Origin of the sequence: Planococcus notacanthi, assembly GCF_030407825.1 — a bacterium.
In the GTDB taxonomy this organism is placed as follows: domain Bacteria; phylum Bacillota; class Bacilli; order Bacillales_A; family Planococcaceae; genus Planococcus; species Planococcus notacanthi.
On sequence record NZ_JASDCQ010000002.1, the window covers coordinates 422,618 to 437,952 of the forward strand.

10 protein-coding genes are annotated in these 15,335 nt (G+C 44.5%); 7 read left to right on the plus strand and 3 right to left on the minus strand.

The genetic code is table 11. The features are described from left to right. Positions 1-423, minus strand: coding sequence for a Na(+)/H(+) antiporter subunit B (locus QMA01_RS09600; RefSeq protein ID WP_290183847.1), 423 nt, complete (start codon positions 421-423; stop codon positions 1-3). Next, entirely contained in the window at positions 410-2,812 is a 2,403-nt protein-coding gene (locus tag QMA01_RS09605; protein ID WP_191714884.1) for a Na+/H+ antiporter subunit A, read from the minus strand. Before QMA01_RS09605 ends, QMA01_RS09600 begins: the two co-directional genes overlap by 14 nt. 319 nt (positions 2,813-3,131) lie before the next feature. Between QMA01_RS09605 and QMA01_RS09610 the strand changes: the two genes are divergently transcribed. Continuing rightward, positions 3,132-3,824: a universal stress protein gene (locus QMA01_RS09610; RefSeq protein ID WP_203340088.1), complete on the plus strand. Its 693-nt coding sequence runs from the start codon at positions 3,132-3,134 to the stop codon at positions 3,822-3,824. Positions 3,825-3,884: 60 nt separating this feature from the next. Continuing rightward, positions 3,885-4,523, plus strand: coding sequence for a pentapeptide repeat-containing protein (locus tag QMA01_RS09615; RefSeq protein WP_290214864.1), 639 nt, complete (start codon positions 3,885-3,887; stop codon positions 4,521-4,523). Positions 4,524-4,768: 245 nt separating this feature from the next. Here QMA01_RS09615 and QMA01_RS09620 read toward each other — a convergent pair whose 3' ends face one another. Next, positions 4,769-6,265, minus strand: coding sequence for a peptide MFS transporter (locus tag QMA01_RS09620; RefSeq protein ID WP_203340086.1), 1,497 nt, complete (start codon positions 6,263-6,265; stop codon positions 4,769-4,771). Between the two features lie 440 nt (positions 6,266-6,705). Between QMA01_RS09620 and QMA01_RS09625 the strand changes: the two genes are divergently transcribed. From QMA01_RS09625 to gltB, 5 genes are all read left to right on the plus strand, one after another. Next, on the plus strand, positions 6,706-7,062 hold the full coding sequence (locus QMA01_RS09625; protein WP_191714888.1) for a helix-turn-helix domain-containing protein: 357 nt from the start codon (positions 6,706-6,708) through the stop codon (positions 7,060-7,062). A 180-nt stretch (positions 7,063-7,242) separates the two neighbouring features. Continuing rightward, on the plus strand, positions 7,243-8,028 hold the full coding sequence (locus QMA01_RS09630) for an SDR family oxidoreductase (protein ID WP_290214865.1): 786 nt from the start codon (positions 7,243-7,245) through the stop codon (positions 8,026-8,028). A gap of 13 nt (positions 8,029-8,041) precedes the next feature. Further along, positions 8,042-8,539, plus strand: coding sequence for a DUF4334 domain-containing protein (locus tag QMA01_RS09635; protein ID WP_290214866.1), 498 nt, complete (start codon positions 8,042-8,044; stop codon positions 8,537-8,539). 131 nt (positions 8,540-8,670) lie between these two features. Further along, positions 8,671-10,443, plus strand: a complete 1,773-nt coding sequence (gene recQ / locus QMA01_RS09640) for a DNA helicase RecQ (protein ID WP_191714891.1) — start codon at positions 8,671-8,673, stop codon at positions 10,441-10,443. Positions 10,444-10,702: 259 nt separating this feature from the next. Further along, positions 10,703-15,289: a glutamate synthase large subunit gene (gene gltB, locus QMA01_RS09645; RefSeq protein ID WP_290214867.1), complete on the plus strand. Its 4,587-nt coding sequence runs from the start codon at positions 10,703-10,705 to the stop codon at positions 15,287-15,289. Positions 15,290-15,335: the final 46 nt, after the last annotated feature.

Sequence of the window (15,335 nt, forward strand, 5' to 3'; positions counted from 1 at the left end):
CTACTCATCCTCACTTATGCTAAGAATAATATTCACGACAACGCCGACTACAGTCAACGCGATGCCGGCTTCAAATACGGTGACGGTGGCAAGTTCGGTTTTGCCGAATATCGGCAAGTCGAAATAGCCGAAGCTTTGGCTTAAGAAAGCCCCGCCGAAAAACATCGGGGCTATTCCGCTGATCATTGCCAACAATACACCAAGTGCAGAGAGCTTCTTGAAATCGATGGGCAATGCTCCGCTGACAGTTTCCGAATCGTAGGATAGGAACATCAGCACAAATGCCGAAGCAATTACCAATCCGCCGATAAATCCTCCTCCCGGTTCATTGTGGCCGGAAAAGAACAAGTAAATGCCGAAAGTTAAAATAATCAAAACAACGGCTTTCGATACGGTTTTTAAAATCACATCATTGATGTTCATCTTTTCCCGACCCCTTTCCAACTTTTAAGCGGATCAATGTATAGACGCCAAGTCCGGCAATGAACAGAACAAGTGATTCCAGCATAGTATCAAAAGCGCGGAAATCGCCCAAAATGGCATTGACGATATTCTCTCCTCCTGCAAGTTCATAGGAATCTTCGAAGTACCCGGAGATGCTTTCGAATAATTCCCCGCTGTTGACGGTCAAGCCGATCAATGTAACGGTCACTCCGCCGCCGATGGCAATAAGTGCGTTCCGAATTTTTGTCCGTTTTGGAGAATCTTCTTTTTTCCATTCAGGCAAAAAGTTAAAGCACAGCAGGAATAATGTGGTGGTCACCGTTTCGATGACCAATTGCGTCAATGCCAGATCCGGTGCGCGGAACAACACAAAGAAAATGGCGATGGAGAAGCCAAGCACACCATTCAGTAAAATAGCTGTCAAGCGGGACTTGGCAAATAAGATGCTGACTGCTGCAACTGCCATTACGGCTACAAGCATGCCCTCATAAATGCTGATGGGTGAATCGGCCATCAAATCCACGGATAACGCACCAGTGATGAGAAGTGCGCCGCCGGCTGTGGCAATAAAGAAAATGAAGATATAGGCAAAGTAAGCTGGCAAGTGGCCAGTCATATAATGGGTTGTGATCCAATTGGCAACTCTTTTCAAATCCTTCAAGAAAGAATTATAAAGCACGGTGAACGTCCAATCTGCAGGCTGCAGGCGGTAGATTTTAAACCAGCTGCGGAAAGTAAGGAAAAGAAGCGTCCCTACAATTACGATTCCCAACGTCATAAACAATTCAGTGTTAAAACCATGCCATGCCGAAATCTGAGGTGCTGCACCTGAAATTCCAGGGATTACACCGTTCAATGCCGGCCGAAGCAGATAGTCCCCCAATAGATTAGGGGCGAAAAACAAACCGATGATCAATATACAAAGGATGGCAGGTGAAATGAGCATACCGATTGAGGGTTCTACAGGCTGTTTGTCCAGCTTTTTCAGCTGAGATGAACCGAAGAACGTGCGGAATACCAAAATCATGCAATAAACGAAAGTGAAGACCGAAGCGATCCAGGCAATAACAGGAATGAGCACGCCCCATGCAGAAACGCCGAAAGCTGGGAGTCCGGCCGCATTGACCGTAGCTGTGAAAAACATTTCCTTACTTAGGAAACCGTTGAAAAACGGCAGCCCCGCCATTGAAAAGCTGCCGATGACAGCAAATGTGAACGTGATCGGCAAGAAGGCCATCAAGCCGCCCAGACGCCGTATATCACGTGTGCCGACCTGGTGATCGATGATACCGACTGCCATGAAAAGTGCACCTTTAAATGTGGAATGGTTGACGAGGTGGAACAAGGCTGCAAAAATGGCTAAACCGTATAAAGCCCCTTGTTCACCGTCGCCGAAATACATAGCTGCTGAGCCAAGTCCTAACAAGCTCATGATCAGACCCAGTTGGCTGATCGTTGAATAAGCGAGCAGGGCCTTTAAGTCCGTCTGCCGGACGGCACAGAATGCCCCCCAGAATAAGGTGATAAGCCCGACAATAGTGATGGTCCAGAACCAGGAAGCGTTGCCGGCAAAAATCGGTGTGAAACGGGCAACTAGATAAAGCCCCGCCTTTACCATCGTGGCAGAATGCAGATAGGCACTGACCGGTGTCGGTGCTTCCATCGCATCCGGCAGCCAGATATGGAATGGGAATTGTGCTGATTTAGTGAACGCGCCAAGAAGCACTAAGAACATCGCCGGATAAAACAGCGCATGGTCTGTGTACTGGCCGATGACAGCGATAATTTCCCGGATGCTGAAGGTGCCGGTCATGGAATGCAGCATCATGAATCCAGCAAGCATCCCCAATCCGCCAAATACAGTGATCAGCAGAGATTTTTGTGCGCCGTAGCGCGAATTTTTACGATGGTACCAGAAAGCAATCAGCAGGAAAGAAGAGATGCTGGTCAATTCCCAGAAGACATAGAGCACAAGGAGGTTATCAGATAGAACGACACCGAGCATAGCCCCCATGAATAACAACAGGTAAGCATAGAAATGCGGGAAGGAGTCGGATGGTGAAAGGTAGTAGATGGAGTAAAGAACGACTAGGCTCCCCATACCGGTTATCAGTAAAGCCAAAATCAAACTGAGTCCATCAAGATAAACGGTAAAGTTGATGCCTAATGAGGGAATCCAATTAGCTGTCTGGTTAAGGACTTCGCCAACTGAAATAGCAGGAATTTGCAAGGCGAAAATGATGAACAATGCAGTAGGTACCAGCAGAACGAGCCAGCCGATATGCAAACTGCCTATGCGATTATGTATAAGTGGAATCAAAGCGGTAGCAATGAAAGGAATTAAAATGGCGATAATCAATAAATACACGGCAGAACCTCCTGAAATGAGTTAAAAAATCATTAATGAATGGAAAAATCAATGAGCGGGTATATAATAAGGGAAAAAGGTTTCGCTTTTCCTGCAATATGATATGATAAGGGCTCCCAAAGCAGTCAATGTAAATTATACAGGAAATCCGGGGATTTTTCATTTCTCAGCTAGCGCCAAAGTGGAAAGAAGAGAATTCTTTTTGAGAACTGTAATTTGAATGTGCACAAAAGCCCTTGATTTTTTAAAATAGAAGAAGTATAATTTCATGGTTTTGAATTTCAGGATAGACATTATATTTTCAGGGGGGTGAACATAAATGAAAAAAATCAGAGGACGAATGGATGAAAGTATCCTGGTATGTGTGTTTTATGGTCCTAATGGCGAACGATTAATCAGCCGTGGCCATCGACTTGCCAGCATGCTTGATTGCCCGTTGTACATTTTAACGGTGGATCCGACATCTATTAACGAATTTGACGCTGAAAAGGCTTCTTATATTGAACGATGGAAAGAGCTTGCGGAAGAATACGAAGCTGAAGAGTTTATTGTTCGTGACAATGAAAAACGCCCCTCTGCAAAAGTGATTGCAGAAGTGGCTCATGAATTCAACATCACGCAAATTATCATTGGGCAAACTGCCAGAAGCAGATGGGAAGAAATCACAAAAGGATCATTCCTCAATATGCTGCTTCGCGAAATTCCATTTGTTGATCTGCATGTTGTCTCAGTGGCTCGCACAGTCAAAGGCGTTGAAGGGGACGAATTCGAGAAAGGCGTACGCTGCTACCTGGTGAAAGATGGGGACAGCTACAAAATCAACTTTACGCAATCGAAAAACTGTCAGATTGAAGGGATTTTCTTTAAAGAAATCGGTACTGATTTTGATAACGGGATCTTTAAATTCATGCATGACAATAAATTATATCAAGCGGAAGTGACAGACGACCGTATCGATTTGCCTGAAATTATTGATGCTTGCCTGGACAAAGAATTAGTGAAAAACAAATAGCTTAAACAAGGCTGCTTCGCCATCGAGGCAGCCTTTTCTTTGCTTAAAAGGAGAATATTGATGAAGAAATCTAAAAGATTGACGCCGCTTATCCCAAAGGAATTGGAAACCCGTACTTTCTCAACAGCCCTAGATGATAATTACATAAGCAATTGCCGGGTCTCTCAGGAAACGATCGACTTCGCCACTGAAGAAGCACTTCATATCGACAAGGTGGTATTTGAGAATGTCAATTTTCTGGAGACAAGCTGGCCGCGCTCGGAATTTGTCGATGTCGTGTTTCTGAACTGTGATCTGTCAAATGCGGATTTGAGCCGTGCAGTTTTCCATCGGACTGAGTTCCGAAACTCCAAATTGCTTGGCGTTAATTTTGCGGAAGCAGGAATCCGCCACACTCTTTTCGAAGAATGCCTGATGAATTACGCGACCTTCGGCTTTACTTTATGCAACACCGTTTCTTTCGTTTCCTCCTCGCTGCGTTTTGCAGACTTTTATCAAATGGGACTGAAAAACAGCGAATTCCAAATGTGTGAATTGAATGATGTCAATTTCACGGAAACCAGTCTTAAGGGCATCGACCTTAGCACGAATTCCTTCGAAAGCATTCAGGTTTCGATTGAAAAACTTCAAGGGTGCAAAGTGTCTCCAAATCAGGCGATCGCTTTTGCACGGCAAATGGGAATGATCATAGAAAACTAATATTATAGAAGAAACATGAAAAAATGCCCGGCAGTTTTAAGCTGCCGGGCATTTTTTTTGAAGCTTTTATTGGTGTATTGATGTTCGTTAATTGATGTCGAGCTTGTTTGCGCTTTTCTTATTGTCCAGTTCCAGCTGCCAGATTCTAGGGTCATAAGCCACTCTGGCTATGCGGCTGAAGAAACGCCGCTACGCCAGTGCGTCTTATGCCCGTCGAATCTACATGGCAGCTTGCGCTTTTCTTGTTAACGGACACCTTTCATGAATTGCTGAATACGTGGAGCGAAGATGAACAATAGGATACTGAGGGCGATAGAAGCTCCTCCGATGATTCCAAAGTACATCATTTCGTTTTCCACTGTATAGAATTTAACCAATTGTGCGTTGATTGCCTGAGCGGCAGCGTTGGATAGGAACCACAAACTCATTGTCTGAGCTGAGAAAGCAGCAGGCGCCAATTTGGTAGTTGCTGATAGTCCCACCGGAGATAGGCAAAGTTCACCCAGTACAACAATGAAATAACTCAAGACAAGCCAAAGGGGATTAACCAATGCTGCTGGTCCGCCAAAGTAGGCCGGTAATAGGATAACCAGGAACGATAAGCCGGCAAACAGCAGGCCGAGTGAAAATTTCTGTGGAATAGACGGTTGTCTGCTTCCCAGTTTAACCCAAAGCCAAGCGAAAACCGGAGCCAGTGTAATGATGAATAAAGGATTCAGGGATTGGAACCAGGCAGGGGAAATAGTGATTCCTGCGAATTCAAGGTCCGTACGCGTATCAGCGTAGGCGGCAAGAATAGTTGATCCCTGTTCCTGTATTGCCCAGAACATAACGGAGGCGATGAATAATGGAATATAAGCCAACAGGTGTGAGCGTTCCACTTCTGTTGTTTTTTTGCTGCGGTACATAACCGTGAAATAAGCGATTGGAATCAAAATACCAAAGATACCGACAAGTGCAACGAAGCTGTTAAAAGTCAATAGACCTGTTGGAATTCCGATAGCGACTGCCGCTGCAATAATCACAGCAGCAATAGTGAAGATCAGAATTGTTGTTTTGCGTTCTGAAGGCAATAATGGGTTCGGTACAACTGTTCCTGCCAATCCAAGATTTTTCTTCTTTGTGGCGATAAAAATCACTAAACCAAGGAACATACCGACTGCTGCAATACTGAATCCCAGATGGAAGTTGATATCCATACCGACAGTACCGACGATTAAAGGCGCCAGGAAGCCACCCATATTAATACCCATATAGAAAATGCTGAAGCCGGCATCACGGCGGTCATCATTGTCTGCATAGATTTCACCGACAACACTCGAAACGTTCGGTTTCAATAACCCGGTACCAAGGACAATCAAGACCATGGAAACAAAGAACAAAGCGAGATTACCTGGAATTGCAAGAGCGATATGCCCAAGCATGATCAGGATACCGCCATAAAATACAGCTTTCGAGGTTCCGAATATCCGGTCTGCCAGCCAGCCGCCGATAATTCCGGACATGTAAACAAGAGAACCGTAAATAGACATGATAGATAAAGCGGTTGTTTGATCAAGGCCGAGTCCGCCATCGGAAATTTCGTAGTACATATAGAAAACCAGAATGGCTCTCATCCCATAATAGGAGAACCGTTCCCAGAACTCAGTAAAGAATAGCGTAAAAAGTCCTTTAGGTTGACCAAAGAAGCCTTTTTGAGGAACGCTATCGACAATCTCTTGTCGAGAATATTTTTCTGACATTACACTAACCTCCATTTGTTTATTCTAACATAATACTTTTTTTAGTTAAAAAAATCAAAATAAATTTATTATCTAGTAAAATAGACCTTTTTCGATAACTGAATCCAGGATTATCAACGCGAAAAAATGGAAATATGTTTTATTGGAATAATTATTTAATTCTGATTAGAATGATATTTCGCGAATGGACATAGGTGAAGTGGCACTAGAGCGGTTTTCCAAGTTTGACGTGCCTATTTACCTGCAATTTCAAATAATTAATAATGTGGTAAATTAAGTAAATAAAATATCCTATTAAATTTCCATAATTAGTAATGTTTAGTTAGTGTTCACTAATTATTCACACTTTTTTAAAGAATTATCCAAAAAAGATTGTGAAAAAGCGCAAGGTGCAGTATATTTAAAATAGTTAGAATATTATTTAGGGAGCAGGAGTGTAAATGAAACAGTTAAGCAAACGAATCAAGGACTTAAGAGAAGCAAAGGGTCTATCTACTGAAGAATTGGCAGAAGAAATCGGCTTTGCAAAAAGCACGGTTTGGGCTTATGAAAGTGGAAAGAAACAAGTGTCTGTAGTGCATCTCGAGAGACTTGCAGATTATTTTGAGATATCAGTCGACAGTTTGTTGGATCGCAGCGAACGGACAATCAATGTGGATCTTCAAAATACAAGTTTTTTAAACGATTACAATCTAATGTTGGATGACCAGCCGCTTAATCAGCATGAAATTGCGGAAGCTGCATCTTTCATTCAAGTTAAACGCCGTATGGGCAGTTATGGAACCGCAACTAACTGATTGCCTGAAGGCCCAATATAACCAAAACGCCTATTCCTTAAAGGGGAATAGGCGTTTTGATTTTTCAGAAACGACTAAGCCAGCAAGAGGAACTGCCTAAAGCGATATTCCCTGTTTTCTTGTTTATTCCAAATGCTTCCGGGAAGACATAAAGTAAAATGGATTATGGAGGATGAGACTATGAGCAAAACAATCTTTATTACAGGAGCAGGAAGCGGGTTGGCGAAAGGAACAGCATTCGGGCTTGCAGAGCAAGGGCATAAAGTGATTGCGCCAGTGGAAACAGCTCCTCAAGTAACGGCTTTAAAGGAAGAAGCCCAAGCAAAAGGACTTGATTTGGATATATTTAAAATGGATATCAAAAATCCGCAGGACTTGGCGCAAATGCTTGAATATGATTTTGATATTTTTGTAGCCAATGCTGCTATAAATGAAGGCGGTGCCCTAGCAGAAGTGCCGATGGCGAACTTCAGGGAATTATTTGAGGTCAATGTTTTCAGTACTTTAGAAACAGCTCAAATTGCTGCGCGGAAATTTGTGGATAAAGGAAAGGGCAAGATTATTTTCATGTCTTCTATGGCAGGGATTATGTCGACTCCTTATGTCGGTCCTTATACTGCAACTAAGCATGCGATCGAAGCCATTGCCACAACGATGCAAAAAGAGTTGGAAAGCCACGGAGTTCAAGTGGCAACCATTAATCCAGGAGCTTTTGCGACAGGTTTTAACGATCGCAGTGCAGAGGCTAAATGGAAGTGGTTCGATGAAGAAATTCATTTTACGCGGAAAGAAGATATGGAAGAAGCTGATCGTGCATTAGAGAGTCACTATGATCCCGCTGAAATGATTGCGAAGATGGTTGAAGTTATACCTCTTGATCACCATAAATTCCGTACAGCTTTTCCTGAAGAAACAGAAAAGCAAATGAAAGAAGAAGAGGCGAAACGGTGGAGAATGGAGATTTGAAGGAGGGGCGAAGATGGAGCGCCAAGCAGAGTTGGTTGCCATGCTGGAAAAAGGAGAAGCGGATCTTCATGCTGCTTGCCAATTATTTGATTCATTGGAAACGGTTGATCTGGAATCGCTTCTTGGAACTTGGAGAGGAAAAGAATTTCTTACTGGCCATCCATTAGACGGTGTCTTAAAGAAACTGAATTGGTATGGGAAAGCATTCCATGATACAGAAAATGTGGATCCGTTGCTGTTTGAAGTGAAAAAAGGAAAAGTGATCGCAGTCGACCCAGTTCCTTTTATGAGAAAACAGAAATTAACAAAAGCGGTTGGCGGTGAAGCCCGTATGCGGATGGTGGAGTATCGCGGGAAAGTGAGTGCGGCGATGATCTATGACCATTTGCCGATCCTTGACCACTTTCGGAAAGTGGCAGAAGGGAAACTGCTTGGCATGATGGACCTGAAGGGAGAACAGCAGCCCTTTTTCTTCCTGCTTGAAAAAGTGCAAGATGAAAAACTGTCCTGAGAGCGTATGCTTGAGGACAGTTTTTTTATTTGTCTCGATCTTCATAGTTTTTCTCGGTATTTCGTCAAAGAAAAAGGCGCAAAAATGTGGTAAGCTAACTCATACGATACGAGTATTAGGAGTGTTCTATTTTGTTGGAAAGCGCGAAAAAATTATTGAAGTCCCATTTTGGCTATGAATCCTTCCGGATCGGCCAGGAACAAGCCATTACCCAGGTATTTGAAGGGCATAATTCAATTTGCGTCATGCCGACCGGCGGAGGCAAGTCCATGTGCTATCAAATTCCGGCACTGGTCATGGAAGGGACCACCATTGTCGTGTCGCCTCTGATCTCATTGATGAAAGACCAAGTAGATGCACTTTTGGCAGCTGGGATTCCAGCTGCTTATATAAATAGCTCCCTCGATTTTGATGAAGTGCGGGAAACGCTTATGGATGTGCAACGCGGTGCCATTAAGCTGCTTTATATTGCGCCAGAGCGTCTAGACTCAGAAATGTTCCTGAATGAACTTCAGGGAGTCCATGTTCCGCTGATTGCTGTTGACGAAGCACATTGTATTTCGCAATGGGGCCACGATTTCCGCCCAAGTTACCGTTTGATCAGCCGGATGACGGAGCTGTTCCCGAATAATCCGACTGTATTGGCGTTGACTGCTACTGCAACGCCCCAAGTGCGTGAAGACATTTGCCGGATTTTGAATATCGAAGAAGAACACACCATTATGACTGGTTTTGAACGGGCAAATCTAACATTTTCCGTCATTCGCGGTCAGGACCGGGAACGTTTTGTAAAAGAATACGTGGAAAAAAACGAAAAAGAAGCGGGGATTATCTACGCCGCCACTCGAAAGACAGTGGACTCGGTATACGAAATGCTCATTAAAAAAGGCATTAAGGCTGCAAAATACCATGCCGGCATGCCTGACAATGAAAGAAAGATCGGCCAAGAACGGTTTCTTAATGATGAAGTGACTGTCATGGTGGCGACAAACGCCTTCGGCATGGGAATCGATAAATCCAATATCCGATTTGTTATCCATTATCAATTGCCTAAGAACATGGAAAGCTATTATCAGGAAGCAGGCCGTGCAGGCCGTGATGGGCTGCCGAGTGAGTGTATCGTATTGTATGCTTCCCAGGATGTCCAAACACAGCGTTTCTTAATTGATCAGGCCCAGGATCCAAGCCGAATTCCGGGGGAATTGGTGAAGTTGCAAGGGATGGTTGATTATTGCCATACTGAAAATTGCCTGCAGCAGTTTATCATTCATTATTTCGGCGACACGGCAGCTGAACCATGCGGCCATTGTGGAAGCTGCTTGGATGACCGTGAAAGCATGGATGTTACGAAAGATGTTCAAATGGTTTTGTCCTGCGTCATTCGGATGGGGCAGAAATTCGGCAAGGCTATGACAGCGCAGGTATTGACCGGTTCCCGCAATAAAAAAGTGCTGGATTTTGGTTTCGATAAATTGTCGACCTATGGAATTCTTAAGCACCAAAATGCCAAAGAAGTGTCGAATTTAATTGAATTCATGATTTCGCAGGAGTTGTTGGCGGTTGAACAAGGTTCGTTTCCGACCATCTATGTTCCTGATGGTGGCAGAGATGTATTGCTTGGCAAACGCCAGGTTTTGAGAAAAGGCGCGGTTGTCACTAAGAAAATTTCCTCTAATGATCCGTTATTTGAAGAACTCAGAGTGGTTCGGAAAAAGCTGGCTGATGAAGCGGGAGTGCCGCCTTTTGTTATTTTCTCCGATAAAGCATTACAGGATATGGTGGCGAGACGCCCTAAAAATGAAGTGGAATTTTTGGAGGTCAACGGTGTAGGTGCCAACAAACTTGAAAAGTATGGACAAGCCTTTTTACAAGCGATTCATTCTTTTGATGCCATAAATAACTGAATAAATATAAGTTGGAAAACCCCGTATAAAACGGGGTTTTTTTATTTGGTGAATTAATTAGACTGTATATTTATACATTATATTCCGGAGTAAACGTTTGTTTTTCTTGCAATAAAAATGGAAGCGCTTGCAATGTGGATATAAGATTTCGGCTTTTATTTTTGATATTTTTTTACTTGGGGGAATTGTATATATATTCAGACTTATGATATACTATCAAAACATTATGACACATGAGTGTAATGAAGGAGGCGGTTTGATGAGCAAGAAAGAGTATCCAATCCCACAGGGACTATATCATCCAGATCAGGAACACGAGGCGTGTGGAATCGGGATGATCGCCAATATTAACGGAGAAAAATCACATGCAATCGTTCAAAATGCGATCAACATATTGTGCAACCTGGAGCACCGAGGCGGCCAATCATCTGACACGAGCACAGGAGATGGTGCAGGGATTCTGACGCAAATTCCCCATCGTTTTTTCCTGAAGCAATGTGAAAAAGAAGGCATTACTTTGCCTGAAGAAGGAAAGTACGGCATTGGTATGCTCTTTATGCCAAAAGATTATGATTTGCGTATGAAAACCAAAGAATTGATCCACCAAATTATCCAAGAAGAAGGCCAAGTCTGTCTTGGATGGCGTCCGGTTCCGGTCAACGATTCGTTTGTCGGTAAAGTCGCTTCAAAAACCAAGCCTGTGATTCGCCAGGTATTTATCGGTGCTGCACATGGATTGGAAAACCGTATTGACCTTGAGCGCCGTTTATATGTCATCCGCAAACGGATTGAACAGGAAATGGTCGGCAAAGAAGAATTTAAAGATGTGTATTTCAGCAGCCTTTCAGCAGGTACGATTGTTTACAAAGGCATGCTTATCCCGGAACAACTCGATTCGTTTTATATAGACCTCAACCATCCCGAATTCAAATCAGCATTGGCTCTCGTCCACTCTCGCTTTAGTACGAACACCTTCCCAAGCTGGCAACGTTCACACCCTAACCGCTACTCAATCCACAACGGTGAATTCAATACCCTTAGAGGAAATGTCAATTGGATGCGTGCTCGTCAGATGCTTTGCACATCTCCCGCTTTCAATGAAGAGGACCTTCAAAAAGTACTGCCTGTCATAGACGAAACCGGCAGTGATTCTTCAATGTTCGATAATTGCTTTGAATTCCTGCATTTGTCTGGAAGATCGCTTGCCCATACAGCCATGATGATGGTGCCGGAACCTTGGGTCAATGATCCAACCATCAAACAGGAAAAAAGAGATTTCTATGAATACCATAGTACGCTTATGGAACCGTGGGACGGACCGGCTGCATTGGTCTTTACAGATGGCAAACAGATTGCGGCTTGCCTTGACCGAAACGGCCTGCGGCCTGCACGTTATTATGTGACGAAGAGCGGCATGATCGTCATGGGCTCAGAAGTAGGCGCACTTGATATATTTGCAGATGACATCATTTATAAAGACCGTCTTCGTCCAGGGAAAATGCTGCTGGTGGATTTAGAAGAGGGCAAAATTATTCCCGATGAAGAAATCAAGCTGCAGATTGCAGGAGAGTTGCCATACAAAGATTTCATCGAGAAAAATATGTTTGATTTGGAAGATTTGCCGGAGCCGGTCAAACCTACAAACTCTGACGATGCGCAACCTTTGATTAAACGCCAGCTCGCTTTCGGCTATACAATGGAAGAAGTTCAAAAAATTATCAAGCCGCTAGCAACAGATGGGAAAGATCCTGTTGGTTCGATGGGATATGATTCGCCTTTAGCAGTCTTGTCTAAAAAACCTCAGCTTCTCTACAATTATTTCAAGCAATTGTTCGCTCAAGTTACGAATCCGCCAATTGACGCGATTCGTGAACATATTATTACAGCAGCCCGTACAACCATTGGTGCAGAAGCGAATCTGGTTCAACCGACTCCTGAAAGTGCCCGCCATATCCGCCTGGAAACGCCGATTTTGACAGATATGGAACTTGAAAAATTGCGTCAGCAACATGTTCCTGATTTCAAGACCGCAACCATCTCTATACTGTTTCCGAAAAATGATGGGGAGCAAGCAATGGAACAGAGGTTGGAAGCTGTTTTTGCGGAAGCCGATCAGGCGATACGAGAAGGGGCGAAATTGCTCATTTTATCCGATCGGGGAGTGAATGAGGAGTTTGCAGCGATTCCTGCGCTATTGGCTGTTTCAGGTTTGCATCATCATTTGATCCGTGAAGGCACCCGAATCCAAATGAGCATTTTGCTGGAATCTGCAGAACCGCGCGAGGTCCATCATTTTGCGGCGTTGCTCGGTTACGGAGCGGAAGGCATAAATCCATATTTGGCTTTCGATACAATCAAAAATTTGATTGAAATAGAAGATATTCCGAATATGAATTTTGAGGAAGCGGAACAGACTTACGTTAAAGCTGTTACAGACGGCATTATTAAAGTTCTATCCAAAATGGGAATTTCAACCATTCAAAGTTACCGTGGTGCACAGATTTTTGAAGCTGTCGGTATTCATATGGACGTAATCGATAAATACTTTACACGAACTTCTTCACGATTAGGCGGAATTGGTCTAGATATCATTGCTAAAGAAGTTCTTATGAGACATGCGGCAGCTTATCCGGTTGCTCAAGGAGACGACCAGGCCCTGGAATCCGGCGATGAATTCCAATACCGTGAAAATGGAGAAAACCATCAGTACAATCCAAAGACAATCCACACACTCCAGCATGCATGCCGGACTAATAACTACGATGTCTTCAAGAAGTATACGAACTTGTTGACGGATGAAAAGGCCAATCTTCAATCGCTGCGCGGTTTGATGTCCTTTAAGAAACGGACGCCTGTGCCGATCGAAGAAGTGGAAACAATAGAAGAAATCTGTGCGCGCTTCAAAACAGGCGCCATGTCGTACGGTTCCATCAGCAAAGAAGCACACGAAGCATTAGCGGTGGCAATGAACCGCATCGGCGGAAAGAGCAATTCTGGTGAAGGTGGAGAAGAAGTTTCCCGTTTTATTCCGGACGAAAATGGCGACAATCGCCGCAGCTCCATTAAACAAGTGGCATCCGGCCGCTTTGGCGTAACGAGCCATTACCTAGTGAATGCCGATGAAATCCAAATCAAAGTGGCCCAGGGAGCGAAACCGGGAGAAGGCGGACACTTGCCTGGCAAGAAAGTTTATCCTTGGATTGCTGAAGTGCGCGGCTCTACAACCGGCGTTGAATTGATTTCACCGCCGCCGCACCATGACATCTACTCAATCGAAGATTTAGCTGAATTGATTTTTAACTTAAAGAATGCAAATCCAGATGCGCGAATCAGCGTTAAATTGGTATCCGCTGTTGGTGTCGGGACGATTGCTGCAGGTGTTGCTAAAGGCCGGGCGGACGTTGTCTTGATCAGCGGCTATGATGGCGGTACAGGAGCGGCTCCTAAAACAAGCCTGAAACATACAGGGCTTCCATGGGAAATCGGCTTGGCTGAAACGCATCAAACCTTGCTGTTGAACGGTCTGCGTGATCGGATTGTCGTAGAAACAGACGGCAAAATGATGACCGGCCGCGATGTAGTGACAGCGGCTCTGCTTGGCGCTGAAGAATTCGGATTTTCCACTGCACCGCTTGTTGTACTTGGCTGTGTCATGATGCGCGTCTGCCATTTGGATACGTGCCCTGTCGGCATTGCAACTCAAAATCCCGAACTGCGTGAAAAATACGGCGGCGATCCGGAGCATGTAGCGAATTTTATGCGCTTTATCGCAAGAGAAACACGTGAACTGATGGCTGAACTGGGCTTCCGTACCATCAATGAAATGATTGGACGGACAGACGTTCTTGAAGCCAATCAAGCTGTCGATCACTGGAAAGCCGGCGGCATTGATTTGAGCGCCTTATTGTATCAGCCGGACCTGCCTGAAAAAGTAGGCCGTTATGCGACGGTTAAACAAAACCATGAATTGGAACAGACATTGGATTACCAGGAACTGTTGCCGCGTTGCCGTAAGGCGATTGAAAATGGCGAGCGGGTTGAAGTGGCAACGGCAATCCGTAACATTCACCGTGCGACAGGAACGATTGTTGGGAGTGCCATTTCAAAACGTTACGGTGCAGAAGGCTTGCCTGAGGACACTGTTAATTTGAATTTCCAAGGATCGGCCGGACAAAGTTTCGGTGCATTCATTCCAAAAGGGATGTCGATGAACCTGATCGGCGATGCCAATGACTTTGTCGGAAAAGGGTTATCGGGAGGTAAGATTACGGTTTATCCGGCACTCGATTCAACTTTCCTTCCTGAGAAAAACATCATTATCGGAAATGTATCATTCTATGGCGCCTCTGCTGGCGAAGCATATATCTATGGAGTGGCTGGCGAACGCTTTGCTGTCAGAAACAGTGGAGCGAAAATCGTTGTCGAAGGTGTAGGCGACCATGGTTGTGAATATATGACGGGAGGACGGGTAGCGATTCTTGGGCAGACCGGCAAAAACTTTGCAGCTGGTATGTCAGGAGGCGTAGCTTATGTTCTCGATGAAGAAGGTACGTTCAGTGAGCGCTGTAATGCCGAAATGGTCCATTTGCAGCCGCTTGCCGACCCTGCAGAAATCGAAGAATTGCGCGAAATGATTCAAAAGCACGTTCATTACACAAGCAGTGCAAACGGCACGCGCTTGTTGGCTCACTGGGATATTTATTCCGCAAAATTCGTCCGGGTTATTCCTAAAGCTTACCTTCAGATCAATGAACGAATCAATAAATTACAGAGCAGCGGCATGGCCAAGTCCGAAGCGGAAATGGCCGCTTTCGAAGAAAGCAAAATGGCCGGTGCCGGGAAATAAGAAAAGCGGAAGCGCCTGTTCAGCTCTGACAGGGACAAGACGTTCT

Bases quoted from the DNA above. Each gene is read 5' to 3' on its own strand.
- QMA01_RS09600 (WP_290183847.1), bottom strand. From the start codon at position 423: ATGAACATCAATGATGTGATTTTAAAAACCGTATCGAAAGCCGTTGTT.
- QMA01_RS09610 (WP_203340088.1), top strand. From the start codon at position 3,132: ATGAAAAAAATCAGAGGACGAATGGATGAAAGTATCCTGGTATGTGTG.
- QMA01_RS09615 (WP_290214864.1), top strand. From the start codon at position 3,885: ATGAAGAAATCTAAAAGATTGACGCCGCTTATCCCAAAGGAATTGGAA.
- QMA01_RS09620 (WP_203340086.1), bottom strand. From the start codon at position 6,265: ATGTCAGAAAAATATTCTCGACAAGAGATTGTCGATAGCGTTCCTCAA.
- QMA01_RS09625 (WP_191714888.1), top strand. From the start codon at position 6,706: ATGAAACAGTTAAGCAAACGAATCAAGGACTTAAGAGAAGCAAAGGGT.
- QMA01_RS09630 (WP_290214865.1), top strand. From the start codon at position 7,243: ATGAGCAAAACAATCTTTATTACAGGAGCAGGAAGCGGGTTGGCGAAA.
- QMA01_RS09635 (WP_290214866.1), top strand. From the start codon at position 8,042: ATGGAGCGCCAAGCAGAGTTGGTTGCCATGCTGGAAAAAGGAGAAGCG.
- gltB (WP_290214867.1), top strand. From the start codon at position 10,703: ATGAGCAAGAAAGAGTATCCAATCCCACAGGGACTATATCATCCAGAT.